Annotated in this window: 13 protein-coding genes; 5 read left to right on the top strand and 8 right to left on the bottom strand. The window is 48.2% G+C overall.

Going from position 1 to position 26595, the window contains the following annotated elements; translation table 11 throughout:
* The first annotated feature begins 6 nt into the window (after positions 1–6).
* The 3 genes from AELLOGFF_RS10980 to AELLOGFF_RS10970 are packed head-to-tail and all read left to right on the top strand — an operon-like array spanning position 7 to position 7720.
* Complete coding sequence (locus AELLOGFF_RS10980) at positions 7–3114, top strand: multidrug efflux RND transporter permease subunit (RefSeq protein WP_159268785.1); 3108 nt, start codon at positions 7–9, stop codon at positions 3112–3114.
* Positions 3111–6281, top strand: coding sequence for an efflux RND transporter permease subunit (locus tag AELLOGFF_RS10975; RefSeq protein ID WP_159268784.1), 3171 nt, complete (start codon positions 3111–3113; stop codon positions 6279–6281). The genes AELLOGFF_RS10980 and AELLOGFF_RS10975 overlap by 4 nt, the downstream gene beginning before the upstream one ends.
* Positions 6278–7720, top strand: a complete 1443-nt coding sequence (locus AELLOGFF_RS10970; RefSeq protein WP_159268783.1) for an efflux transporter outer membrane subunit — start codon at positions 6278–6280, stop codon at positions 7718–7720. The genes AELLOGFF_RS10975 and AELLOGFF_RS10970 overlap by 4 nt, the downstream gene beginning before the upstream one ends.
* Before the next feature lie 222 nt (positions 7721–7942).
* Here AELLOGFF_RS10970 and AELLOGFF_RS10965 read toward each other — a convergent pair whose 3' ends face one another.
* Entirely contained in the window at positions 7943–10915 is a 2973-nt protein-coding gene (locus AELLOGFF_RS10965; protein ID WP_159268782.1) for a hypothetical protein, read from the bottom strand.
* Between the two features lie 546 nt (positions 10916–11461).
* On the opposite strand from AELLOGFF_RS10965, the gene AELLOGFF_RS10960 reads away from it, so the two are divergent.
* Complete coding sequence (locus AELLOGFF_RS10960; RefSeq protein WP_159268781.1) at positions 11462–11866, top strand: GFA family protein; 405 nt, start codon at positions 11462–11464, stop codon at positions 11864–11866.
* A gap of 220 nt (positions 11867–12086) precedes the next feature.
* Here AELLOGFF_RS10960 and AELLOGFF_RS10955 read toward each other — a convergent pair whose 3' ends face one another.
* The 5 genes from AELLOGFF_RS10955 to doeB2 form a co-directional block, all read right to left on the bottom strand.
* The gene (locus tag AELLOGFF_RS10955; protein WP_159268780.1) at positions 12087–14120 is read right to left on the bottom strand and encodes an alkaline phosphatase D family protein; all 2034 of its coding nucleotides are present in this window, start codon (positions 14118–14120) and stop codon (positions 12087–12089) included.
* 216 nt (positions 14121–14336) lie between these two features.
* Positions 14337–15698 carry an NAD-dependent succinate-semialdehyde dehydrogenase gene (locus AELLOGFF_RS10950; protein WP_159268779.1) on the bottom strand — a complete coding sequence of 454 codons (1362 nt, stop codon included), beginning with the start codon at positions 15696–15698 and terminating at the stop codon, positions 14337–14339.
* Between the two features lie 64 nt (positions 15699–15762).
* Positions 15763–17028 carry an ectoine hydrolase gene (gene doeA / locus AELLOGFF_RS10945; RefSeq protein ID WP_159268778.1) on the bottom strand — a complete coding sequence of 422 codons (1266 nt, stop codon included), beginning with the start codon at positions 17026–17028 and terminating at the stop codon, positions 15763–15765.
* Positions 17029–17030: 2 nt separating this feature from the next.
* The gene (locus AELLOGFF_RS10940) at positions 17031–18263 is read right to left on the bottom strand and encodes an aspartate aminotransferase family protein (protein ID WP_159268777.1); all 1233 of its coding nucleotides are present in this window, start codon (positions 18261–18263) and stop codon (positions 17031–17033) included.
* Between the two features lie 52 nt (positions 18264–18315).
* Entirely contained in the window at positions 18316–19509 is a 1194-nt protein-coding gene (gene doeB2 / locus AELLOGFF_RS10935) for a N(2)-acetyl-L-2,4-diaminobutanoate deacetylase DoeB2 (RefSeq protein WP_159268776.1), read from the bottom strand.
* A 393-nt stretch (positions 19510–19902) separates the two neighbouring features.
* Between doeB2 and ggpS the strand changes: the two genes are divergently transcribed.
* Complete coding sequence (gene ggpS, locus AELLOGFF_RS10930) at positions 19903–22176, top strand: glucosylglycerol-phosphate synthase (protein WP_159268775.1); 2274 nt, start codon at positions 19903–19905, stop codon at positions 22174–22176.
* A 367-nt stretch (positions 22177–22543) separates the two neighbouring features.
* On the opposite strand, the gene AELLOGFF_RS10925 is transcribed toward ggpS, so the two are convergent.
* Both AELLOGFF_RS10925 and AELLOGFF_RS10920 read right to left on the bottom strand, forming a co-directional pair.
* The gene (locus AELLOGFF_RS10925; protein ID WP_159268774.1) at positions 22544–24091 is read right to left on the bottom strand and encodes a phytase; all 1548 of its coding nucleotides are present in this window, start codon (positions 24089–24091) and stop codon (positions 22544–22546) included.
* Between the two features lie 70 nt (positions 24092–24161).
* Complete coding sequence (locus tag AELLOGFF_RS10920; RefSeq protein WP_235035663.1) at positions 24162–26390, bottom strand: TonB-dependent receptor plug domain-containing protein; 2229 nt, start codon at positions 26388–26390, stop codon at positions 24162–24164.
* Positions 26391–26595: the final 205 nt, after the last annotated feature.

The raw sequence follows: 26595 nt of genomic DNA, 5'->3' as shown, positions 1-26595 counted from the left end.
GCAGTAATGAATAGTATTTCTCGCCCATTTATTTTAAGGCCTGTTGCGACCTCGCTACTAATGTTGGCTTTGTTGGCAGCCGGTATTTTGTCATGGCGCTTGCTACCGGTATCGGCCTTGCCACAAGTTGAATACCCCATTATTCAAATATATACCTTTCATCCGGGTGCTGGGCCAGATGTGACAGCACGCACGATTACCGCGCCATTAGAGCGACAACTGGGGCAAATTCCCGGGCTAAAGCAAATGGCCTCAACCAGTTCTGGGGGCGCATCTGTCATTACCTTGCAGTTTGCGCTTGAGGTTGATTTGGGCGTTGCAGAACAAGAAGTACAAGCGGCCTTAAATGCGGCCGATAGTCTGCTGCCAAGTGATTTACCTACACCGCCAATCTATCGCAAAGTTAATCCGGCAGACGCGCCGATAATGACCTTGGCAATAACGTCTGAAAGTCTGCCGCTGCCTGAGGTTCACGATTTAGTCGACACTCGCATGGCGCAAAAGCTGGCCCAACTGCAAGGCGTGGGCTTGGTTAGCTTGGCGGGTGGGCAGCGCCCAGCACTGCGTATACAGGTTAACCCAACAGCGGTTGCAGCCTACGGTTTGAGCTTAAACGAAATTCGTTCGGTCATTACCGCCACCAATGTTAATCAACCCAAGGGTAGTTTTGATGGGCCTAACCGGACGACATTGCTAGATGCCAATGATCAGATTCGCTCGGTTAAAGATTATGAAAAACTGATTATTGCCTACCAAGATGGCGCGCCATTGCGCTTAGGTGATGTGGCAAAAATTAGTGACGGTGCGGAAGATCGCTTTCTTGCTGCGTGGGCTAATAGTCAATCTGCGGTACTGCTTAATATCCAGAAGCAGCCCGGCGCCAATGTTATTGAAGTGGCTGATCGGGTGCGAGCGCTATTGCCGCAATTGTCTGCCACCATGCCAACGGCGGTAGACGTTACTGTACTCACCGACAGAACCGATAGTATTCGGGCCTCAGTCAAAGACGTGCAAAAAGAATTATTATTTGCGATTTTTTTGGTGGTGTTAGTGACGTTTGCGTTTTTGCGTAGCATACCTGCCACGATCATTCCGAGTATTGCTGTGCCCCTGTCCCTTGTCGGCACATTTGCCTTTATGTATTTGGCAGAGTTCTCAATTAATAATTTAAGTCTGATGGCCTTAACGATTGCCACCGGGTTTGTGGTTGATGACGCTATTGTGATGCTTGAGAATATTGCCCGCTATCGCGAGGCCGGTGATTCACCAATGACGGCAGCCTTAAAGGGAGCCAAGGAGATTGGTTTTACCCTGATATCGCTGACCTTATCGCTGATCGCGGTACTGATTCCGCTGTTGTTTATGGCCGATGTGGTGGGACGTATGTTCCATGAGTTTGCTGTGACCTTGGCGGTTGCGATTGCTATTTCTTTAGTGGTATCACTCACACTCACTCCCATGATGTGCGCACGCATGTTGCGTGAGCCAATACAAACCGAAAACCACAATACTGGCCTAATGAGTAAAATTATTGCTCGTTACAGCGATATGTTGGACTGGGTACTTGCTCGTCAGCCTGCTGCCATGCTGGCTATGCTGGCCACCATTGTTCTGACTGTGTTGTTGTATTTTGCCGTTGATAAAGACTTCTTCCCCGTCCAAGACAGCGGTGTTATTCAAGTGGTTACTGAAGCGCCTCAGAATTCCTCCTTTGCGTCGATGTCACGACGTCAGCAAGCCTTGGCCGCTGCCTTACTGGAAGACCCAGGGGTGTCCAGTTTGTCATCGTTCATCGGCGTGGATGGTAGCAACACAACGTTAAATAGCGGCCGGATGTTTATCAATTTACCTGCCCACCATTTGCGCAGTGAATCCGTGTTTGATGTTATTGCACGCTTACGTGAACGCGCCGAAGACCTGCCAGAAATAGAGGCTTGGTTCCAGCCAGTACAAGAGCTCAGCATTGAAGACCAAATAAGCCGTACTCAGTATCGCTTTACCCTCACCGCAGCGAGCACTGCTGAACTGGCAGAGTGGGTCCCTAAATTAATGACGGCTTTAGCCCAGCGACCTGAGTTGGTTGATGTTGCCAATGACCTTCAGCAACAGGGCGAGCAAGCTTATATCAATATTGATCGTGATGCCGCCGCGCGCTTGGGTGTCAGCGTGTCATCAATTGCCGATACGCTGCAAAATGCCTATGGCCAACGTCAAATTGCGACCTTGTTTACCCAAGCTAATCAATATCGGGTCGTGCTTGAAGTCGACCCAGTGCAAAGCAGTGGTATTTCCGCGCTAAAGAGCTTGTATGTTCCCACTGAATCGGGTGTACCCGCGCCTTTGAGTAGTGTGGCAACGGTAGAGCAGCGCCCCGCGGCATTGCTCATAAATCATCAAGGGCAATTTCCCGCTGCCACCCTGTCGTTCAACTTAGCCAAGGGCGCATCGCTAGGTGAGGCCGTTGAAGCGATTGAAGCAGCGCAGTTAGATATTGGCTTGCCCTTGGGAATAGAGAGCCGTTTTCAAGGTGCCGCTGAAGCCTTCAGGGCCTCGCTTGCTAATACTTTATGGCTGGTGCTCGCTGCGGTGGCGACAATGTATGTAGTGCTGGGAGTTTTGTATGAAAGCACTATTCACCCAATTACCATTTTATCGACCTTGCCCTCGGCCACTGTTGGAGCTTTACTGGCCTTATTAATCACCGGTCGCTCATTGGATATGATTGCGGTGATCGGTGTGGTGTTGTTGATCGGGCTGGTTAAGAAAAACGGCATTATGATGGTGGATTTTGCCTTAGATGCGCAGCGCAATCAGGGCATGAGTCCCCGTGAGGCGATTCATCGCGCCGCGCTATTGCGTTTTCGACCAATCTTGATGACTACTTTGGCTGCTCTGTTTGGGGCGTTACCTCTTATGTTTGCCGGTGGTTCCGGTGCCGAGCTGCGTCAACCCTTGGGCTTGGTCATGGTGGGTGGTCTACTGGTCAGTCAGGTGTTAACCCTATTTACCACGCCTGTGGTGTATTTGTTTTTTGATCGTTTTCGCACTGGAGAATACTCGGCTGAAGATATGGCGACCACGGATCAACTCGACTCACCGGATGCTAAAGCATGAACCTGTCACGGCCGTTTATTTTTCGTCCGGTCGCGACGGGTTTGCTGTCTTTGGCGCTGGTATTGGTAGGTTTGTTGGCGTGGCGTATGTTGCCTGTAGCGCCGCTGCCGCAGGTTGATTTTCCGGTTATTAGAGTGACGGCGAGTTTGCCGGGGGCAAGCCCTGAAAGTATGGCCAGCACGGTGGCGACACCCTTAGAGCGAGCACTGGGCAGTATTAGTGGTATTGCGGCAATTTCCTCATCGAGTAATAAGGGCTCAACCTCGGTAGTGCTAACCTTTGATCTGGACCGCAATTTGGATGAAGCCGCTCGTGATGTGCAGGCGGCCATAAATGTGGTTCGCGGTGAATTACCCGCCGGTATGCCGGGCAATCCTGAGTTTCGAAAAATAGATCCTTCGCAAGCGCCTATTATGGGCTTGGCGCTAAGTTCATCTACCTTGTCCCCTAGCGAGTTGTACGATGCCGCATCGACAATTCTCTCTCAGCGACTAGCGCAAATTGTTGGCGTTGGCGAAGTGGGGATCAGTGGCGCGTCGCTGCCTGCAGTGCGGGTGCAACTAGACCCCGGCGCCTTATTGCATCGAGGTATTGCTTTGGATGAAGTGCGTAGTGCAATCAGTCAAGCCAATGCTTTGCGTCCCCTAGGGGTTATCGAAGACAGCAGTCATCGCTGGCGAGTGAGCACCAATGATCCGCTGCGTAAAGCGAGTGAATACCGCGATTTAATACTTCGTCATAGTGACGGTGCAGTGGTCCGACTGGGAGATGTGGCAGAGGTAACTGAGTCGGTAGAAGATCGCTATAGCAGTGGTTTTCACAATGATCGTCCGGCTGTCATTCTTATGGTTAGCCGCCAAAGCGGTGCCAATATTGTTGAGACCATAGACGCCATATATAAAGAGTTACCCCGCCTACGTGCCCTTATGCCGTCAAATAGTGAGTTGTCGGTAATAATGGATCGTTCACCGGTAATTCGCGCCACGCTCAGTGAAGCACAGCTCAGCTTATTAATATCTGTTGCGCTGGTGATGTTAGTAGTATGGCTATTTTTGGGCAGTTTACGCACGGCGCTGATACCGTCAATTGCAATTCCGGTGTCGCTGATTGGTGCCTTTGTAGTGATGTATTTTTATGGTTTTTCCTTAAATAATTTATCCCTCATGGCGCTAGTGGTTGCCTGTGGTCTGGTGGTCGATGACGCCATTGTGGTGCTAGAAAATATAGAGCGGCATATTGAGGCAGGTTTGTCTCCTTTGCGTGCCTCGCTACTCGGCGCCAAAGAGGTTGGCTTTACTTTGTTAGCCATGAACCTCGCCTTGGTCGTGGTGTTTGTCTCCATATTATTTATGGGCGGGGTTGTAGAGCGTTTATTTCGTGAATTCTCAATTACCTTGGCGGCGGCAATGTTAATTTCACTGCTGGTGTCGCTTTCTTTAACGCCAAGTTTATGCGCGCGTTGGTTGCGTCCACATTCAAACTTATCTGATAGAGAGCAGAGTAAGGGGGTATTAAGCGGCTTTGAAAATCGAATGGCTGATTATAGTTATGAGATGTTTGAGTCGCTTAAAAACGGTTATGCACGTAGTTTAGACTGGGCGTTACGGCATGGCATTGTGGTTATGCTGATCTTGGCTGGGGTCATTGCCTGCAATGTTTATTTATACTCCTCGTTACAGAAAACAACCTTGCCTCAGCAGGACACGGGCCAAGTGCGTGGTTTTGTTCGTGGCGACGATGGCTTTTCGTTTCAATTAATGCAGCCCAAAATAGAAATTTTTCGTCAGTATATTTTGACTGATCCTGCCATAGCCGATGTGACGGGTACCAGCGGTGGCAGCGGTGGCTTAACCAATGCGCAAATAACTTTAAATTTAAAGCCCTTATCTGAGCGTGGTGTCTCGGCTCAGGCTGTAGTCGACCGTTTACGAGCTGGTGCGCCTAAAGTACCGGGTGCCATGCTGCATATGATGGTGGATCAAGATATTCGCCTGGGTTCGCCGTTTAGCAGTAGTGAGTATGAATTAATACTCCGCTCTGATTCTCTAGAAGCCTTGGATAAATGGAGCCGTCTTGCCTCGCAAGCCATGATGGATTTACCCGAGTTGGTTGATGTTGACTCGATTGGAAATGAAGATGCTAGGCAAGTAACCCTCAATATTAATCGAGAGTTGGCTAAGCAATACGGCGTAGATATGAGCACCGTGGCATCGATGTTGAATAATTCCTTTTCCCAGCGTCAGGTTGCCACGCTATATGATGATATGAATCAGTATCGCGTGGTGATGGAGTTGGCACCGGGCTATACCTCGCAGCCTGCAGTGCTAAGTCAGCTAAACGTGATTGCCAGCGATGGTTCAAGAATTCCGCTGTCTAGCTTTGCAACGTGGGATTATGGCATGGGCGAAGACCGTATTCGTCATGAGGGTCAATTTGCTTCCGAGGGTATTGGTTACGGGCTAGCCCCCGGCGTGACCCTGCCCGAGGCTGAGGAGGCCATTGCAAATGCCTTGGATCAAATTAAATTACCTACCCAAGTGCATGTTGCACCGGATGGTGGTCGTCCGAGTTTTGGCGCTGACTTAAGCCAGCCTTGGTTAATATTGTGGGTTTTGTTGGCAGTGTATTTGGTGTTGGGGGTGTTATACGAAAGCACATTACACCCACTGACTATTTTATCCACGCTGCCATCTGCCGGTATTGGTGCCTTGCTCGCCCTTAAAATTAGTCAGATTCATTTAAGTTTAATTTCTTTACTGGGTTTGTTTTTATTGATTGGCATTGTAATGAAAAATGCCATTTTAATGATTGATTTTGCCTTGCAAGCACAGCGACGTGATGGCTTAGATCCAGATCAAGCTATACGACAAGCAGCACGTTTGCGTTTGCGCGCCATATTGATGACCAATCTGGCGGGCTTATTAGGTGCGGTGCCACTGGCAATTGGTTTTGGTGAAGGTGCAGAGCTGCGTCGTCCACTTGGGGTAACCATTATCGGTGGTTTGGCGGTAAGCCAATTTTTAACCTTGTATACCACACCAATTATTTATTTGTATTTTGAGCGTTTGCGGCAATGGGTATTGCGAACAAAACCTCAAGATCATGGCCTTGCCATTAGCTCATCGACGGCTATTACTAGCGATAAAAAAGTAAAAAATCACTTATGAAATTATTCACTTTAAAATATTTACCGACTCTTCCGCTGTTAGTGAGTTTGGCCGCGTGCACAGTTGGGCCAGACTATCAGCAGCCGGAATCGAGAGTGCCTGCAGAATTTAAATACGAAGCCGGATGGCAAACCATTGCTCCGCAAAGTTGGGCTGCGCAGGGAGATTGGTGGACTGCATTTAAGGACCCAGAGCTTAGTGTATTAATTATTCAGGCCAACGCTGCCAACCAAAATTTAGCGCAAGCGGAAGCACGATATCGAGCCGCTCAAGGCCAATGGCGTTTGGCGCGTGGTGATTATAGTCCCCAGTTGGACGCCTCTCTTAGCGGTAGCCGCGACGGTGGCGATAGTATCAGCGTGACGGAAAGCTATAGCGCGCGGTTGAGCGCGAGCTGGGCTCCAGACTTATGGGGGCGAGTTCGTCGCAGTGTAGAAGCCAGCCGCACGGGAATGCAAAGTAGCGCTGCGGATCTTGTTGCTGCCGGCCTTAATATTCAGCTTGCGGTTGCGCAAAGTTATATCCGCTTGCGGGCTTTAGATGCCCAGCGCCTTATCTTAGAGCAAACCATGGAAACCTATGCGCGCTCAACTGTACTTACACAAAATCAATACAAAGCGGGGATTGTGCCTCGCTCTGACGTTATTCAGGCAGAGACACAGCAGCAAGCGTTAAAATCCGATTTGATAGATTTAGCTAGTCAGCGGGCGCTTGAAGAAAACAGTATTGCGGTGTTGCTAGGTAAGGCGCCGGTGAATTTTACATTAACGCCGGAAGGAAAATTGCCCGAGCTGCCTGTGCTACCGGCTTCGCTACCGTCAACTTTGATATCACGCCGGCCAGACGTGGTATCAGCCGAGCGGCAGCTCGCGTCGGCCAGCGCCCAAATTGGCGTTGCGCAAGCTGCGTGGCTGCCGAGTTTTACCATCAGTGCCGGTTACGGGGCTAATGCGGGGCGATTTGGCGATCTTTTTGATGCGCCGAATGCAATATGGTCTGTTGGCCCTTCATTGGTACAAACCCTGTTTGACGGTGGCGCAAGGCGGGCAAGTAAAGCGATTGCTGTAGCACAATACGATGAGCAGCTTGCGGCGTATCGGCAGACGGTTTTAGATGGCTTAGCGGAAGTAGAAAATGCTTTGGCAACGTTGAGCTTATTAAAAGAAAAAACCGAGCAACAGGCTATTTTGTTAGAGCTAGCAGAAGAGAATGAGCGCATTGTTAATAACCGTTATAAATCGGGTTTGGTGACTTTCCTTGAAGTGGCTACCGCGCAAAATCAAACCTTGAATACGCGCCGAACCAAAGTAGCCACTGAGGCTGATCGCTTGCAAGCGGCTTTACAATTAGCGGCTGTTATAGGCGGGGGCTGGGATCTTGATGATCCAGTAGTGCAGTCGGTGAATCACGCACAATCTCAGAATAAAGAGGGGGGTTAGATATTTTTATTCACTAGCTTAGCTGGCTAGTTTTGCGTGCGGTTATCGTTAATGTGGATAATAGTCTTGTCCAGATAATACTGAGGAATTCAGGTTGTACTCACATGAGTTTGATTTGTTGTCGAGACATAATGCTCGACAGCATCAAATATAGTTAGGCCTATGTGTCAGTTTTGATAAAGAAACGGAGCTGGATCACTTAGAGATCCAGCTCCGAAAGCCTTATTCAATTTTCACCTCTAGTTCCACTTTTCCTTCTGAGAGATAACTGCCGGGAACCGGTTCTGTGGGAGGGGTTCCAGGAAACGCATTAACGGATAAAGAGGAATCCGGCGCGATTAGTACACTTCCGGCAATGCCATAAATAATTAGGTCAGTATTGCCATTGCCAGTGGGGGCGTCTAAGACAAACTCCACCTCAAATGGCGTAACGGTATCACCTTGCTCAGGTTTGCAACTAGCCGAAAATAGCTGTGGTGAACGGTAGTTTCCTTGCTTGTCTTTAATACTGGTATTGCCTTCCTCTTCATAATTGTAGGGGGTCGTGCCATTTTCGTATCGAATTGCCACTATGCTCAAGGGCGCGAGTCCCGTACCGATGTTGCCTTCCAAGCCGGTACAGCTCAGGCTGCCGCTTAAGGTTACCGTTGTTTGTTTAGTGATGTCTTGATAGATGAAGCCGCCGAAACCAATGCCGCCGCCGCCACTTGCACACTCTATATCACCGTTAGAATAGCGCTCACAGTTTGTTTCTAAACGGGCATCGACACTGGCCGCCAATGTGCCATCGGCTCTGCCTTCATAGGTAACGTCTGCATCCATAAGTCCTGATAGTGAAATACTGCTGCAGCTATCATCAGAACCGTTATTGTTATCTTTATCATCGACGATATGGCGCATGGAGTTATGAGTATATCCCCATGTTTTGCTTTCTGTGTGTACATCCCAGAATTCGGACTCAGCGGGTAACTGAGGGACTTCTGGAATAATCGGTTCGTCAAATGACTCCGTTTGATCGTCGGCTATAGACTCCTGCGGACATAATTGGCCTTCGTCGCTATAGGTACCGTTATTATCAATGGAAAAACCGCCGACTGGATACCAAATTTTGCGTATGCAATTATCGGCGACGGTAAAGCGTGATTCATCTTTTTCGTTTGCATCATAGGTGGCTGTGGCGGTAATAACATACTCGCCGTTAGCTTGTGGAGCTACCCAGGTTGCGGTTAAGTCTGTTTCATTTTTAAAGCTACCGCCGGTGGCGCTAAAGTCAACTTCTTGCTCGTCTTCATCAAAACCTGTTAGCTCGGCAATAAGTGGGACTTCATCACCAGCTTCAAGACAGGGAGTATCATCCGGCGTTAATTTAACATCGAGTTCAATCTCAATATCGGCGAGTTTGTCATGTGGTGGGCTACCCGCTGGCAGGGTAGTATTTAGGCTGGTAAAGCGCACCTGTACGGGATATTTCTCGCGATCCGATGTGGGGACAATTGTTGCGGTTAAAAAGTCACCTTCGACGCGTAAATTAGTAACTTCTCCACGACTGACTCCACCGACAACCTCGACATCAAAGTTGGCTGGATCGGCTTCTGAGTTACTAATTGTCGCTGAAATCTCAACTTCTTCACCTGCTTCAGCAATTCGCGTGGTAGAGGGCAGTAATGACAAGACCTGAGAGTTGACATTCACTGGGAGTGTTTTCTTGGCATTGCTTGATGTGCCAAAGGTTTCACCTATAATTTTAACTTCAATCTCAGATAGACCAATATCACTAGGCATGTACTGGTGGTGGCCCACAAGTGAAATAGTACTACCGATAAGCTTCCCTGCGGTGTAGTTTTCATAGGTGGCATCGAATGGGCCGTATTCTGGGGCCTCTACTTTAAAGCAGCTGTCTTTTGTTACTCGGTCTATTTCTGCGTTTACTTCGTTGCCGTAGGCAAAGGTCGCCGTAGATAAAGCCGTACCCACTGGGCCGGGAATAAGCCCTAGGCCCTGGATAATGGTTTGTGCAGCTGCTTTTTCCAGATTGAAATCGATACCCTTTGCGGCTATTTTCGACTGCCATGCTGCTGGGTTAGTGGCTTCGCGATCTTCAACAATTTGGCTGTCACCAGTGACTATAAATTGACTAAACACCTGTGGCAGTGCGGCATTTAGCGCTTCATCAACCGTCGAGACAATAAATAATATATTGCCAACACCGGTGGCTTTACTCCAGTTGGCGGTACCGGCATAGTTAGTGGCGGTCGCGCTATGACTAGTGACGTTTTTGATCGTCCTGTTCTTTGCGGATTTCATTGCCGAGGCCAAGTCGAAAATGTTCTTAATGTTCGGCTTAGTCGCGCCAGGGAATTGTAGACCTCCGCCACAGCTCCCCGTGTTCCGATAAACGCGTTGTTCCTCTTTTCGTATAATCTGCTGACCTTTGCTGCCGCTGTCATTGTGGGCAATGGATTGTACCGCTGGCTCGCTTTGATCCAAGAAAAGTGTGTCATCGAGTAAACGCTCCTCTATGTCGAGTGCCATCAAGAAACGCTCAAGGAGCATGTCAGAGTCAGCGGCGGCCTCATCGGCAAGTGCTTTAATGGAGCCGGGGGCGTTAGGGTCGTCGGCGGTGTCTAGCGCTAGGCGCATAACTGCAGCCATGCCAGTGAGTTCGCTTTCCTCCGCTGCGCGCAGTTGCGCTGGGTCAAGGCCAAGATGCCGAGCGGCTGCTTCCACCCATGAAACTAAGGCAGCTTGAACATCTTGGGCGTAATCGGCTGGGGCGGTGGGTAAGGCATTGATCGTAAACGTTTGCTGGGGGCAGTGGTTGCTTCCATCCCCAATTTCTATCAGCACCTGACCACCTTCAGCGGGAGTATTGGGATGCATAGGCAGTTCAAACTGCCAATCTTCGTCGCCTTCACGAACGCGAAAGAACGCTGGGGTGACAATTTCCGAGTCCTGAGCGTCAATAATGCGTAGGCCGGGGGCTGTCATTGAAGAAGGTAAGCCATTAACAAATATCGTAGTACCCACATCCGCAGCTAAGGTGTCGAACTGTAAGTCTGGGCAGCTAGCTTCTGAGCCTAGCGGACTAAGCGCGGTCAGTGCTGGCTCATCACCGCCACCACCGGATCCACCGCCACAGGCGTTTAATAGAGTGATAAATGTAATGGTGGTAGAAAGTTTGGTGAGTCGCTGCATGGGTAAGTTCCCTGTTTTTCGTGATTGACGACCCACGTGTGTTTTTCTATTGAGGGGCGCTGATCAAATTCCTTTGTGATATTGTGCCATGATGCAGCGGCGTTATGTCAATTGATCAAGGCTATTGAAATCGGCCTTAGTTCACAAAAACATAAAAGTGAGACGGGTTGCCGCTATTTTCTGCTTGCTGGGATGCTATCTTTTGTGGGATCCACCCAAACACTGGTCTGACAAATTGCTAGAGTTAAGCGATCGATGAATCACCGTACAGATGATGAAATGAACTTGTAGAGGCGAGGCAGGCTTCATCTCAAGCAAAAAGAAACTATAATATTGCTACGGTAATATTAATTACAGCGCTAGTTTCTTCTCTATTTATTGGTTATATGCAATTGGCAAAGCCATTATCAATTGAAAGAAAAAAATTAGAAATAATTAGTTCTAGTCTAGCGTCACAAGCAACCCGACGCCCTAGGCGCGGGCTTTTTTTGGCGTTAGGTTTGTAGTTATTCGTATACTTTAAACAATTTAATATAGGAATAAGTCATGGTTGATGGAAGTTGCCTTTGTGGAAAGGTTAGGTATCAGGTAGAAATCAACCCAGATAATGTGCTGAATTGTCACTGCAAGTTTTGTCGAAAAGCTCATGGTGCTGACTATGCGACCATGGCGATCGTGGATTCTTCTACATTAATACTCAATGATGAAAGTAGCTGTTTAAAAGAGCATCAGAGTGGCGCAGGGGGTTATCGAGCTTTTTGTTCAGAGTGTGGAACAAGGTTAATGAACTATTCCCCAGATAGAACAAGTTTTTTCTGCGTTACATTGTCAACTGTCGATACGCCTTTGGATTTGAAGCCTGCTGCTCACATTAACGTGGAGTCAAAGGCCGGGTGGTGTGCCCCTTATGAGGGTATTCCCCAGTTTAGTGCCTTTCCAGAAGGCTTGTGAAATGTATAACAAAACGCTGCGCGTCTGACAGCCTTATGCGTGGTGTTGAGATTTAGAACGCTCTCCGCGTCCACTTTGATTGTTCTAGTTGTCGTCTGCCCTGATCATGGCTGTCTGCTTATTATAAAAAGCCATCACGCTAAACATTTAACATTGTGCTGTGATGGTTGGTTTTATGTGAGTGGGGAGTGAAGGGCTGTTAAATCAGCCCTTGGGCATATTAAAGTTGAAGTAATTCACCCGGCGGCATCGGCGCTGGCAGGTCGCTACGACGGCCGTTGCTAGCCTCTACCGTACGACCGTGTAATACCACATTGTCGATTTGATTTCGGTAATGTGGTGCGGGCAAGGCTGTACTGTCATCGTGGGCAAAGCTGACCATTTGATAACCGAGTACATCGGGTGAGTCGGGGGTGGTTTTATCTTGCCACCAGAATTCAAAAATTGCTTCTTCTGAGTTTAGGTGGATTATGCCATAGCCGTGATCTACCCATTCTTGGTATTGCACGTTTTTGTTGGCAGTGATGCTGGCAAGTTCAAGTGCTCTAGCTCCGGCAATTTGTACCTCTTCTGTACTTCCTGCTAGGGCGTTGGCCACCATTTCATCTGCGCCGCCGCGCCCCATTGAGCTGGGCGCAAATTCTACGCCGACTGAGTCAGCACGATTATTGATCAGTGCGATATTGCCGGTGCCAGCTCGGCCAAAACCAGCCAAGATATTACTTGGGCGAGACCCTGTGCGTAAATTTGGTAAAGGTACTGAAGACTGATAGCGGCTAATGAGTGCATTGTCTGTGACTAAATCGCTGGCCCAGCTGCCGTGCATGTCTCCTGAGAGAACCACGTTGTTTACAATACTGTTGTCTCGCAGGTATTGAAACCACTGGCTTCGTTCTTCTGAAAAATCGGTCCAGCGAGTTGAGATTGGCGAGCCGGGAACAGTGGTCTCAGCTGTTAATGCCGGAATGTTCCAGGGGGCTAGCCATGTTTGATGAGGCAAAATACGCCATGTTTTACCCGCTTCGCTGGAGGCTTTCATTTGCTCGGTAATAAACGTGTACTGGTTTTTTCCGAGTAGTGAATTAGCTCCTTCAAGATGATCAGAGTAATCGGCTGGAAGCTGGTCGTTATCAAGCTGTCGATAGAGTTCAATGTCAGTACATAAAATATCGGCAAGGGGGCCGTAATCCAGTTTTCGCCACAACTGTTGGGGTAATGGTGGTTCAGGATAGCTGCCATCGTCAACCGTTAAGGGTGTGCCTTGAAGGTCGGCAGGAGGGCGGCAAGGGGTCCAAAGCCAGAAGGTATTGATTGTGTCAGCCAGTGTTGTGGTTTGGGTGCCGCGGTCGATGCTTGAGTCGTTCAGCTCATTACCAAAGCTGGGGTCAATGTCGTGATTGTCCCAGATGATGGTCCAAGGGTGCTGTTGGTGGGCACGAAGTAGGTTTGGTTCAGAGCGGTAAAGGGCGTAGCGGCGGCGAACTTCATCAATGTTTAGCCAGTCGCGATAATCTGCGTCATTGATGTCGTTACGGGTTACGCCATCGCGGTCGATTCGGGCGCGAACCTCTTCATCTTGATCAACAAAGTCATAAATATAATCACCAAGGTGAATGACCAAGTCTAGGTCATTGCGGTTTGCAATGTGTCCGTAACCCGACCAGTGGCTAGACCAATAACTTGAACAGGAAACAACGGCTAGGCGAAGTTCGTCGCTGGTGCTGGCCGGGCTGGGAGCAGTTCGGGTACGCCCGACAATTGAGGTTCGTTGAAACGCGCCAAAAGCGTAATAATAACTTGTTTCGGGGTTTAGACCGGCAACATCAACTTTTACCGTCCAGTCACGCTCGGCGGTGGTGATGGTGTTGCCAGAGGCGATAACATCTTGCAGTTCTGGATCTGTTGCAAGTAGCCAGTTTACTTTGGCTTCGGTGAATCCCTGTGGGTCGCTGACTAGTGGGCCGCGTTCATCGGGTAGGGTAATGCGAGTCCAAATGATGACTCTGTCTTGCATGGGGTCGCCGGAGGCTACGCCGTGGGCAAAGGGCAGTAAAGCATCGATTATGGGGTAGTCAAAACCAAGCAAATTGTCAAAATCAGCACTTTGTGGGCTGTTCTGGTCATCATCGGGAAGGGGATATTCGCTATTATGACTGCGATTAGATGAATTGCAGGCTGTGAGAAAGGCTACTGAACTGGCGCTGGCGATACCCACCATACCTTTGATGAGAGTGCGACGTGAAACCGGCGGCATATAACTTGTCTCTGTGTAACGAATTAAGGGGCAGAGCAAGGATCGCAAATGGATATGACGAGCGTAAGACAGGGAGCGTTTCTAACGAAAGTTATTTGCTTGGTAACAATAATTATTGTCTAGAAAACGGCGAAAATCTTGTGATGACTGAAAGTGTTCAGTGTAAGAAAAAGGCGAATAGCTAAAGCGCATGACTTTAACTATTCGCTGTAACAGCTATTTGACCCAAATTTGTTTGCTGTTTACAAATTCACGAATACCGTGGGGGCCAAGTTCACGGCCGTAGCCTGAGCCTTTAATACCGCCACTAGGTAAACGAGAGTCGGTTTTGACAATGCCGTTAATGGCGACTTGGCCAGCTTCAAGACGGTTGGCAATATTGGTGGCGACTTCTGCATTAGTGCTCCAAACAGCCGCACCTAAACCATAGGGTGTTTCATTGGCGAGTTGAACCGCTTCTTCAACATCGGCCGCGCGTATCACAACCATAATGGGACCGAAGGTTTCTTCCTTAAAGGCGCACATACCTTCGGTAACATCAATAAGTAGAGTAGGCGGGTAAAAGAAGCCGGGGTCGTTGCTTAATTCACCGCCCAACAAACACGTGGCACCGGCCGCAATGGTTTCTGTGACTTGGCGGTGAAGGTTTTGGCGAAGGTCTTCACGGGCTATGGGGCCGACGTCTGTGTCGCTTAATAGAGGGTCACCCATAGTAAATTTGGCCATTCTACTTTGAAGTTTTTCAACAAAGACATCATAGACGGAATCTTCGACAATAATGCGTTTTGCCGCGATACACGATTGCCCTGCGTTAATCATACGAGAAAGCGTGGCGACATCTGCGGCCGATTCTAAGTCAGCATCGGCAAGTACAATACAGGGATCGGAACCACCTAGTTCAAGGACGGTGGGTTTGATTTCTGAACCAGCGATTGACGCTACAATTCGCCCTGCATTGCCAGAGCCAGTAAATGAGACAGCGGCAATTCGTGGATCACGTATTGCAGTTTCGATGGTTTCATTGGCTATGGGTAAATTGACGACAATATTGTCTGGTGCGCCGGCATCTGCAAAGACTTTAACAATAGCTGCCGCGCAGGCCGGTACGTTGGGGTCGTGTTTCATGACGCAGGTATTTCCCGCCATTAAGGCGGGCGCTAAGTAGCGAAAGGCCAGCCACAGCGGCGCATTCCACGGCAATATGCCAAGTAAGGTCCCCAGTGGAGGGTGGCATACATAGCTAATACTAGCGTCCGAAGGAAGCGTTTGAGGGGCGAGGTGTTCAGCGGCGTGCTCAGCATAATACTCGGCACAACCAGCGGCTTTTTCAACTTCAGGCCCACCTTCTTTTATCGGTTTGCCCATCTCGATAGCCATTAACTCAGCAAGGTGGTCTTTCTGCTTACGCAGTTCTGCGGCAACTGCGCGCATGGTTTGTGCACGTTCTTCATAGCTACAAGCCTGCCATTGGTCTGCGGCGCGAAAAGCGTCACCAATGTGCTCGTGAAGCTCGGTATTATTGAGAGTTGGGTATTCGGCAATGATTTCACCGGTGCTAGGGTTTTTCGCTGTTAGCATAGCTACCTCGTTATAATGATAATGTCGGCAAAGGCGCCGCCAGTGACGATCTGCATCGTCACGGTTAACTTTTGGCTTTGCTTTTATCGTCTGCTTTGCTGGCTTCGGCTTTTTCGCGTTTGTTTTTACGTGCCTCGTCAAATTCAATGAGTGCGGGCTCGGCTTGTTCAGCCTTTACCGTGAAGTCTCTGTCCATTGTGAAAAAAGATTCACAACCGGTATCGGTGATGTAGATAGAGTCAGAAATACCACAGGTTTTGTCGCCGTCCACACCCCACATCCAAGGAATAATGTGGAAGGTCATACCGGGTTGTAAGACGGTAGATTCGCCCTGTTTAAGACTGACGATGTAGCCTTCATCCCAGCTGGGAGGAAAGGCTATACCAATTGAATAACCTGACCGTGTAATTAGACGGGCGTCACAGTCATTTTCAGAAATGATATTGCGAACTAAATTGTCCGCGTCAGAGACAGTCATTCCCGGTTGCACTTTATCGTGAACAGCGTGTAATGCGTGTTTCATTTTTTCTTGAGCGTGATGCATAGAATCGCTGAGCTCACCCAGTATAACGGTGCGCATCATGGCGGTGTGGTAGCGGCGATAACAGCCGCCAACTTCTAAGAAGACATGCTCGCCGGGAAGTACTGCGCGTCCTTCCCAGGTGGCGTGGCCAATCATGGTACGTGGTCCAGAAGTGACGTAGGGCATGACTGCGGGTGGTTCGCCACCGGCACGAAACATGGCGGCACTGATCGCCGCGCCAATTTCGTTTTCTGTGACGCCTACTTGGCAGGCGTCGATACCTGCTTGCATGCCTGCCTCTGTGGCGATTGCGGCTTTACGCATAAGTTGTATTTCTGCGGGCGATTTACAAATTCGACCCTGTTCAACAATGCCAAAGCAATCCAGCAGTTTTGCTTCAGTCAGTGTGGTGTGCACGCGATCTTGTTGATAAGCGGGGAAGAAGTAGCTATTTCGCTCGTAGCCGATACGTTTCTTAGATAAACCAAATTCTCTAAGGGCGTCTACCAGCATTTGAATTGCGTCACCGGTATCTGGGTAGGGGCGGGTGCGCTCTACCCAGGTGCGGGCGATGATATTAGACTCTTCCATCGCCCTAGTTATCATAAAGGGCTCGTCATCTAACGGCACAACTAAAGCTTGAAAAAATGAATAACCGGTGGTTTGGTAATCGGTAAGGTACATGATGTTTTCTGGGTCAGAAATCACCACAGCATCTAATCGACGCTCGGCAATTCTCAACCGCAATTCGCTTAAACGGTGCTGATACTCTTCAAATGGAAAGGTCATATCATCGCGTTGAATCATATTTAAGCCTCCATCACTTTACGTGTATTGTCGATAAGTATATCTAGCCCGTGTTTTAGGTCTTCATCTGGAATGGTTAGTGGTGGAATCAGTTTGACAACGCGACCACCAGATCCACAGCTGGCAATGAGCAAGCCGTCGGCAAAGCAGCCTTCCACAATGGCTTTGGCCTGTTCGCCGCTACCTACATCCAAACCTAGGATCATACTGCGGCCACGCACTTCCACGCTTTTGAAATCAGTTTCCAAAGGCGATATGGCATCAGCCATTACCTGTGCTTTTTTGGCGACTTCAGTCATTAATTCTTCGTCTTCAAAGTAACTTAGGGCTTCGCTACCTGCGACAAAAGACAGGGATTGTCCGCGGAAGGTGCCGGTGTGCTCACCGGGAGACCAATGTTTATCGATTTCTGGTTTGACCAGATTAAGTGCCATGGGTGTGCCCATGCCGCCAACGCCCTTGGCAAGACAAATGACATCGGGTTCAATTCCCATATTGTCGAAACTGAAATAACTGCCGGTGCGACCGCAGCCAACTTGAATATCGTCAATAATTAATAAAGCGCCCACGTCTTTGGCAAGTTTTGCTAAGGCCTGTAACCATTCTTTACTGGCAACATTAACCCCGCCTTCGGCTTGTATTGTTTCGACTAAGAAAGCAGCCGGTGCGGCGATCCCGCTAGAGGCGTCTGCGTAGTACTCTGCCAGTTGATTTAGATAGTCGGTGCAGTTGAATTTGTGATGAGAGACATTGTTGAGGGGAACCCCAGCAGCGCCGCGAAAGTAGCCATTGGCAGTACAGGCGAGAGAACCCAAGGTCATACCATGAAAACCGTGGGTGAAGGCGGCAATATCTTGGCGTCCGGTAGCCCGTCGTGCAATTTTTAGGGCCGCTTCAACTGCATTCGTTCCTGTTGGCCCCATGAACTGCATTTTGTGACTCATATTGCGGGGTTCGAGAATGGTCTTAACAAATCGCTCCATAAATGCCCGCTTGGCGGTACTGTGCATATCTAAGGTGTGGGTGACTCCGTCGGATTCAATATAGTTAATCATGGCTTTCTTCATGCGTGGATTGTTGTGGCCAAAATTCAATACGCCAGCACCAGCAAAAAAATCGATATATTGCTTTCCGTCTTCATCTATTTGGCGCGCATTACTCGCCTTGTCGAATACCACTGGGTACACTCGGCAATAAGCGCGGATATCTGACTCACGTTGCTCAAAAATACTCATGGGAACTCCTTTTTATAAATAAAGTTCGTCGACATGTCGACGGTATGCTATTTCAAATAGTTTGATCTGTGGGTTTTTCGGGCGTTGTCACACCGCATAGGCGTGAAAACAAATTGCTTACTAACGGAATTAATTTGTCGTTAAAATCGTAGTGTGGGCTGTGGCAGGGAACTTGGTGATGTTTGTCGCCGTCATTGGCTCCAATCAGTGCAAAGGCGCCAGGAATTTCACGTAGATAATAACTAAAATCTTCGGATGCCATAATTGGCGTGGGGGTATTAACTTCAATTGAATCTGGGCCGTAACTTTCCTTCCAAAGCTGCCGCATATATTGCGCCTGCTTTGGATGGTTAATGGTTGGATTGTAGCGCGGGCTTATTTCTACACTACACTCAACACCATAGCTGTGAGCAGTTTGCTGACTTACTTCGATAATAAGTGAATTGATTTTTTCTCGAGTGGCGTCATCCGGCACTCTTATACTGCCACCGAGAACAGCTTGTTGAGGAATGATCGTTGCGCCGCTCTCGGCCATAAAAGAGGTTACGCTGATAACCGCTGCTTGTTGTGGCGCTAAGCGCCGGCTAATGATTTGCTGTAGTGCAAGGGTAATTGCACTTGTCGCAAGTACGGGGTCTCGGCACAACTCTGGTTGGCTAGCGTGGCCGCCTTTGCCGTTAACGGTAATAGTGAAAGTACCGTTGCCACACATAACAATACCATCTGGGCATACTAGTTTTCCAAAGGGAATGGCAGGCCAATTATGCCAGCCATAAATTTCGTCGATGCCATCTAATGCGCCTTCATTAATCATTTCTCGCGCGCCGTGTCCGCCTTCTTCAGCTGGTTGGAATAATAGTGTGACCGGATGCGTTAAGCTTTGTTCATTATGTTTAAGCCATTGTGCGCTGGCTAATAAAGTGGCGGTGTGACCATCGTGACCACAGGCATGCATACAGCCTGAATGCGTGGAAGACCACTCTCTATCTGTTTGTTCAATGATGGGTAGGGCGTCTATATCACCGCGTAGGGCAATGTGTTTCGCGTTGGCCTTAGGGTTTATCGGTTGTAGGGTGGCGATGGTGCCAGTGCCAGCACATTTACGCCAAGGTATGGCTAGTCTATCGAGTGTATTGCGTACCATTTCAGCGGTACGAACCTCTTGCCAGCCAGGCTCGGGGTGGGCGTGTAAGTCGCGGCGCAGAGTCTGTGCGGCGGCCATTGTGTTCAGCCAGAAGTCAGTCATTACGTTTTTACTGTGTCACAGCTTTTGCCTTGGGGCAAACTTACTTTGCACTATTTTTAATATTTTTTTCTAAAGCTCATCTTTGGTGCGTTATTCAATTTAATGGTGCGTTAAGCCAAGTGTAATTGTAAAAATAGAAATTATTGATAATTATTAGATTTTTTATAATTTTCTGAGCTATCACTGGGACGGTGTTTGTAGCGTTATTTTGGGAGTGAGTAAAAAGTCGTCGGCACAATTTCTGCATGTTTTGTGTGTGCACAGTAAGTTGCAGTGCACTGCCTAACTATTTAGGTGCGTGCACTGTGTTGTAAGTTGGTGTTATGAATTATTTATAACAGCACCCGGAGTCTGGTGGGAGCTGGGCTCTGCGTTCAAACGCAGGTATTATTAATGCTTTTAGCAACAGATTTAGACGGTACGTTTCTCGCAGGCGATAATGAACAACGCCTTAAACTCTATCAGCTTATTGCGGCTCATCCCGAAATCAAGCTGGCTTTTGTCACTGGTCGCGGACTTGAATCAGTGCTTCCGCTACTCTCTGACCCTACAATCCCTGAGCCTGATTATATAATTTGTGATGTGGGCTGCACGGTAGTTGATGGGCATACCCAACAGGCGATTCAGCCTCTTCAAGGTGATATAGATAAATTCTGGCCTGGTGATCATGTGGTCGAGCAGGCCGTGGCGCATATTCCCAACTTGCAACGTCAAGATGTTCCCCAAGAACGTCGTTTTTCTTTTTTCTGCGATGCTGCGGCTATCAGTGATGAGCTTGAAGAAGCGGTTCGCGGTTTAGATTGTGACCTTCTCTATTCTGCTGGCCTATATTTGGATATTTTACCCAAAGGGGTGAATAAGGGCTCAACGTTACGTGGTTTGGTTAAACTGCTGGGCTTGAGTGACGAGGATGTCTTGGTTGCAGGGGATACCCTTAATGACCTCTCAATGTATGAGCATGGGTTTATTGGTGTCTGCGTGGGAGAGTCTGAGCCAGCGTTATTGCAGGGCACGGAAAATCGGGCGCGAGTATTTCATGCCGATGAGCCAGGTTGTGGCGGGATCTTACAAGCGTTTGAGCATTTTGGTTTTCTTGGTACAGCAGGTATGGAGGCAGAGCAGCGCGATGTAGCGGTGCCGGGAAAGTCTGATCTGGTGATCGTGTATCACCGGCTACCTTATGAGGAATTACGAGAGAATGGGGTGACCATTCGCCGTAAACCAACCTCACCCAATGGCATAATCCCGACGTTAATGAGCTTTTTTGCCGATGGTCGAGCCGGTTCATGGGTGGCGTGGTCGGTACATGAGCCTGAGGATGGCAAGTTTGAAACCCATACTGAGGTTGATGTAGCCCAGTATCCAAATTTAGTTGCATCGCGGGTAGCGCTGAGTAAAAGCGATGTTGATGTGTTTTATAAGAAATTTTCGAAAGAGGCGTTTTGGCCTACCTTACACACATTTTGGGAGCGGGCAACGTTTAGAGAAGACCACTGGGAGATCTTTCTCGATGTGAATAGACGCTTTGCCGAGGCCGCTGCTGTGGAAGCGGCAGAGGGGGCCACGGTGTGGATTCACGATTATAATTTGTGGATGGTGCCGGCGTTTTTACGCGAGTTACGCCCAGATGTGGTTATTGCCTTTTTTCATCATACTTATTTCCCCTCTGCTGATGTCTTTAACGTCATTCCTTGGCGTCGAGATATTATTGGTAGCTTGTTGCAATGTGACTATATTGGCTTTCATATTCCTCGTCAGTCCGAAAACTTTGTGGATGTTGCTCGAGGTGTGACACCGCTTGAGGTCACGGCCGAAATGAACTGTGCACCGCGATTTTTTACCTACGGTTGCGCGGTGGGGCTTGATGAAATGAGCACGGAAATTAAAGTCAATGACCGTCTCATTCGGTTGGGAGCTCACCCAGTTGGTCTAGATTTAAAACGAGTAGAAAGTGCATTACAGGATGTGAAAGTACAGCAGCGAATGGAGGAGCTGCGTCAGGAGTTACATAGCACACGAATGATATTGTCGGTAGGCAGGCTTGACTATACCAAGGGTATATTGGAACAACTTGAGGCCTACGAGAGGTTGCTGGATGAATACCCTGACCTACACGATAAAGTAACCTTAATGATGGTGTGTGTTCCCGCGGCCAGCGAAATGACGATTTATCGTGATCTACAAAGCCAAATTGAACAAGCCGTGGGGCGGATTAATGGCCGGTTTGCCAAGGTGGGTTGGACGCCGTTGCAGTTCTTTTTCCGCAGCCTACCCTTTGCCGAGTTGGTGGCTTACTACAGTATGGCTGACGTAATGTGGATTACGCCCTTGCGCGATGGGCTGAACTTGGTGGCGAAGGAGTATATAGCGACTCAAGGAATGACCGACGGTGCAGGTGTATTGGTTTTATCGGAGTTTGCCGGTGCAGCAGCTGAATTGCGAGGCCCCATATTGGCCAACCCCCATGACCGTACAGAGCTGGTTAAAACCTGTTATTTAGCCCTTACTTTGAAGCGTGATGAGGCGCGTAGTCGTATGCGCGAGGCTTATGAAGTGGTTCGTCACAATGATATAAAAGTGTGGAGTGACGAATTTATGAGTGCGGTTGAGGCCAGTCGAAGCGGCGCGGCTGATTTAAGTGAAGACATTCCTACTAAGGTGGCTTAGTGGGAAAGTAACACTTAGCGTGCCTGACTCGGTGGCTTGTGATTGACCTAGTAAGCTGAGGTTTTGCTCTGCAATAGTCCGCTCTAAATAGGCAATCATGGCTACCGCGGGCAGTGCTGCCGGTAAATGTATACGTTGGGTAACATCTGTTGAGCTTTTTTCTAGAACAGTATTACAAGTTACAGAATTATCTGGAGTAATCTTTAAGAAAGGCGATGCCGTGGCGTTGTTTTTTTTGAATAGGCCAATCAAGATGCGAGTGCAATCAGCGATTTAGGTATAAATTTAAAAGCTAGTCTATGTAAAAAATAGAAAGTAAGGTGCGGAGCAAAATTAATCTTGCTCTGCACTTTATAGTGGTTTGCTACTATTTAAGTAGCTTGTCTACTTTTTGCCAATTGATAATTTTGAAGTTTTGATTAGCTGCTGGACTCATATTGCGGCCATCTTGTACCACTAATATGCCGTTAGGGTAGCCTGCAATAGGATTAGCGGTAACGGCCAAACCATCAGTTTCTGATGCGCCGTCTAGTCCTAGGTCTGAGTTGGCACCAATGCGGAATTTACTTAACATTTTCCACGGTGCCAGTTGATATACCACATAGCTGTCATCGCCTTGGCTTGACGCAATCAAGTAGTTTTTCTCACCGTAGTAAATATCCAATCCTTCGACATCAGCGACAAGGTTCCCCGATGTCATTGATTCAATTAAGTCTCTTTCACCATTTTCTGGTGCTATTTTCCAAATACCGGTGTCCTCTTGGCCTACGTAAAGCTGTTGATCTGCGGTGTTATAAACACAGCCTTCGGTCTGGGAGTCGAAGTGGTATTCATTGAGCATTTCGCCGTTTTGATAATCACTACTCAATTGCCAATATTGCACTAGGCCTTCAGAGTCACCAGCAAACACGGCAACATTACCGTTAATTTCAGCCATGCAAAGACCATAGGGATCATCCATCGCTAAGGGAATGGCTGACAGAAATTTAATATGGTTTTTATCGGGTTCAGCAATGAAAGTATCAATGCTATGTGTGGTGCGATTGGTGGCAGTGAGCAAAAATCGATGGTTGTCAATTTCGAGGCTGTCGACATTGTTTAAACGGCCACGATTAAGAAAGTGGATTTGTTTGCCTTGGGCATTATATATCCGCAAGCCTTGTTGCTTATCTGTGCCGGCGATCCACAATGTTCCCTGCTTAGATAATAAAATGGCAGGGTCATCTGCTGCGTCTCCAGCGCGATCGACCGAGTCGGTCTCAATATCTGCGCTAATAGTTGGTATGACTGCTTCGATGAGAGAAAGCGTATTTGGTATGACGCTAGACTCAGACGCGGGTGACAGTTGTGCAATGAACTTGCCTTGTTTTGCTGTATCGGTAGGGCGTATAACAGGGTCGGTTTCTGGGTTGCGGTCAATACTCATCGTACCCAAATATGGATCTTGGTAGATCAATGCATCATTGCTAATTACACAGCGCTCTACGTCGGGGTTGGTGGCCAAGCGGCGTACCGAGTTTATGGTTTTTTGCTGTGGGTCTACCCAGTAGTGATGCATGCCACCATCACCATCACTGATAAACACATCTAGGGTTGTCTCGGACATTGGGGCAACACAAATGCCGTCTACGCCATGCTCTAGTGTGGCAAGGTGTGTTGCCGCTAAAGCTGTACTGTTAGCTGGCGCGATCCAAAGTTCTCGACGCGGGTCTTCTGCCCAGACAAGCCAGTCAGTTGTTGCCGCAACGGCTTCAATTTCTTCATGGCTACGATAGATTGACTTACCTTCTTGTAGGATATGCTGCTTATTAAAACTGATTGTGCTGCTATTGGCGTTTTGTGCTGTAGGTAATAGCGAGCAAGCGCTACTGCTTATCACGCAGGCAAGTAAAAGATATTTGCTAATATGTTTCATAAATAATCCAAATAATAATCACAGGTTGTGAGCTAAAGAACAGCTTGCGGTCATTGTTATAAACGTAAATTTAGAAACTGCCACGCAGTGTTAATAAAATTGCGGGGGACGTGTTTTCTACCTCCGTTTCTGTTGATTCGTATTGGCCGCTACTCAAGGCCGCGCTATCATCATATTGGCGAATTAGTTCGTTCTTCTCGGCGTCTAGCAAGTTCTGACCGGATAAGCGCAGGGCGTAGTTGTTATTGTCAAAACGTTTTTCTATGAAAATTTCTAAGTTACCATCGTAGCTAATGCGGTTGATTTCGTTACCTTCGAATTCCTCGCTGTCTCCCTGCTGTTGATAGCTAACACCGTAACTGGCTTGAAGGGCAGCCAATTCATGCTCAAAGCCTAGGTTGTATACATATTTAGCTTGGCCACTGAAACGTCTTTCTAGACCCTCAAAGTAGTCATCTTTCACTTCTGAATCGAGTAGTGTTAGGTTGAAAAATGCTTGCGCTGATGGGGCGTTGATTAAGGTCATTGGCGCGCTGAAATCAAACTCTACGCCCATTATTTTTCCGGTATTGCGATTATTGATGGCCTGACGAAGTTCAAAGTCAGTTCCTCCCACGGTAATGTCGCTTTGGGTGTACTCAATAAGATCCTCTACCTCACGGTAGAAAAAGTTGATTCCAATAACGCCGCTATCAGCAATAAAGTGATCATAACCAAGGTCTATACCTACAGCGCTTTCTGGATCAAGATCACTATTGCCGCGGAATTTCTCATCGTCGATGGTCAGTTCCACGGGGTTTAATTGATCAAATTGTGGCCGGCGTAGAGTACGGGCAATACTGGCGCGAAATTGGTCTTGCTCGTTCATATGCCAACGAATATGAGCAGAGGGATTATAGTCAATGCGATCGTCACTGCTGCGGGTGATGTTGCCGTTAAAGTCACGACCAGTAATTTCAATATCACGATATTCCGCCCGCAAACCGAGTTCAAGTTCAAGGTCATCTCGTAAAGCCCAGCTACCGCTGGCAAACAGGTTAAGACCTTGATCATCGACTTCAAAATCAGCAAATTCGTCGTTTTCGTCATCGAGATTGCCATCATCGTCTAGGACGGCGACATTAAAGTCCCGCGTTTTATTAACATACTCCATACCTATTTTAGATTCGACTGTGGAAAATTGGTGTTTCCAATTTACACCAAGACGGTTTTCGGTATCGTCAATGTCGGTAATTTCCCGTTCGTCCAACTCTAGCGGGTCACCAAAATCCGCTTCAAAATTGGTTTCGTTTTTATCTTGTTTAAACTGGTGGCTGCTAGCGTAAATGTTCAGCTCACCAGCGCTGGTTTTTAGCGCGTAATCCATTCCAAAACTGGTGTTGCTTTGATCGATATCTTCAAGCTGGCTTTCATTAACTACCTCGTCCACCGTGAAGGGGGAGTTGCTGTCGGCACGTTTTAACGCGGTAACGCGAGTATCTTCTTTTTCTTCTCGCTGAGTATCCATATGTAAAATATTGAAACGTAATTTTCCGTCTTTACTTAGTTGAAAAGCCATGTCTGCAGCTAGGGCTACGTCGCGGCTATCCCTAACATCACTCTCTTTAACCTCTTCGCGTTCATCGCCTTCTTGGGCGCCGGCAACCTTGCTTTTAGGGTTGTAGCGCTCTTGGACATTGATGGAGAATCCGTATTCGATTTTATCGCTCACACCCGACATGCCTATAAATCCGCTGCCGCGATTTTCTTTCATGTTCACTGCGCCTACTCGCCAAATACCACCTTCATGGCGAGCACCATCTTTTAAAATAATATTTAAAGAACCGCCAATGCCTTGGCTGCTGATGTCACTGCTTGGACTGCGTATGATTTCAATTTTTTCGACCATTTCAGCAGGGATTCTATCAACAGCAATAGCGCCACTATTTTCTTCACCAGGCATGCGGCGGCCATTAATTAAGACTTGGGTGTAGCGGGAGTCTAAGCCACGTAAACGGGGGAGATCGTATTCACCGACGTCACTGTTAAACGTGACACCCGGTACCCGCTTTAGCATGTCACCCACTGAAATTGGTTCAAAGCGTTGGAAAAAGTCTGCATCGTAGACCAGCTTGGGTGCAGGGGTGTTGACGTGGTTACGCTTAACCACTCGCTTTGCAATGACCTGCACATTTTCCATTTGGCTAGTTTGGGCTTGCTCTTGGGCTAGGGCACTGTGATTTCCAAGCGCCATGGCAACGGCTGACGCGATTAAACTTAATGTGAGTGTAGTTGAGCGATTACGGCTAGCCGGATTCATGGTGTATTCCTTTAAAGTGAAATGTTTACCGAGTAATGACACAGCACCTTAATATTGCTGTGTGACACTTTATTGACGTTGTTTGGTGGCTTTGGCTGTAGACGTGGTTATTTCGTCGTTTAGGGCTGGTTTTGAGCTGATATGACCTTTTGTTAACGGGGTTCCTGGCTACACTGGGTGGCAATAAGACGGCTTGCGGAGGCGT

The sequence above is a fragment of the Zhongshania aliphaticivorans genome (assembly GCF_902705875.1).
GTDB classification, from domain to species: Bacteria; Pseudomonadota; Gammaproteobacteria; order Pseudomonadales; family Spongiibacteraceae; genus Spongiibacter; species Spongiibacter aliphaticivorans_A.
This window is presented reverse-complemented; position numbering and strand designations above follow the sequence as displayed.

What these genes read in the sequence shown, in the direction of transcription:
- AELLOGFF_RS10925 (WP_159268774.1), bottom strand. Translation starts at nt 24,091, where the DNA reads ATGAAACATATTAGCAAATATCTTTTACTTGCCTGCGTGATAAGCAGT.
- AELLOGFF_RS10980 (WP_159268785.1), top strand. Translation starts at nt 7, where the DNA reads ATGAATAGTATTTCTCGCCCATTTATTTTAAGGCCTGTTGCGACCTCG.
- AELLOGFF_RS10920 (WP_235035663.1), bottom strand. Translation starts at nt 26,390, where the DNA reads ATGAATCCGGCTAGCCGTAATCGCTCAACTACACTCACATTAAGTTTA.
- AELLOGFF_RS10955 (WP_159268780.1), bottom strand. Translation starts at nt 14,120, where the DNA reads ATGCCGCCGGTTTCACGTCGCACTCTCATCAAAGGTATGGTGGGTATC.
- doeA (WP_159268778.1), bottom strand. Translation starts at nt 17,028, where the DNA reads ATGATTCAACGCGATGATATGACCTTTCCATTTGAAGAGTATCAGCAC.
- AELLOGFF_RS10950 (WP_159268779.1), bottom strand. Translation starts at nt 15,698, where the DNA reads ATGCTAACAGCGAAAAACCCTAGCACCGGTGAAATCATTGCCGAATAC.
- AELLOGFF_RS10965 (WP_159268782.1), bottom strand. Translation starts at nt 10,915, where the DNA reads ATGCAGCGACTCACCAAACTTTCTACCACCATTACATTTATCACTCTA.
- doeB2 (WP_159268776.1), bottom strand. Translation starts at nt 19,509, where the DNA reads ATGACTGACTTCTGGCTGAACACAATGGCCGCCGCACAGACTCTGCGC.
- AELLOGFF_RS10940 (WP_159268777.1), bottom strand. Translation starts at nt 18,263, where the DNA reads ATGAGTATTTTTGAGCAACGTGAGTCAGATATCCGCGCTTATTGCCGA.
- AELLOGFF_RS10970 (WP_159268783.1), top strand. Translation starts at nt 6,278, where the DNA reads ATGAAATTATTCACTTTAAAATATTTACCGACTCTTCCGCTGTTAGTG.
- AELLOGFF_RS10975 (WP_159268784.1), top strand. Translation starts at nt 3,111, where the DNA reads ATGAACCTGTCACGGCCGTTTATTTTTCGTCCGGTCGCGACGGGTTTG.
- ggpS (WP_159268775.1), top strand. Translation starts at nt 19,903, where the DNA reads ATGCTTTTAGCAACAGATTTAGACGGTACGTTTCTCGCAGGCGATAAT.
- AELLOGFF_RS10960 (WP_159268781.1), top strand. Translation starts at nt 11,462, where the DNA reads ATGGTTGATGGAAGTTGCCTTTGTGGAAAGGTTAGGTATCAGGTAGAA.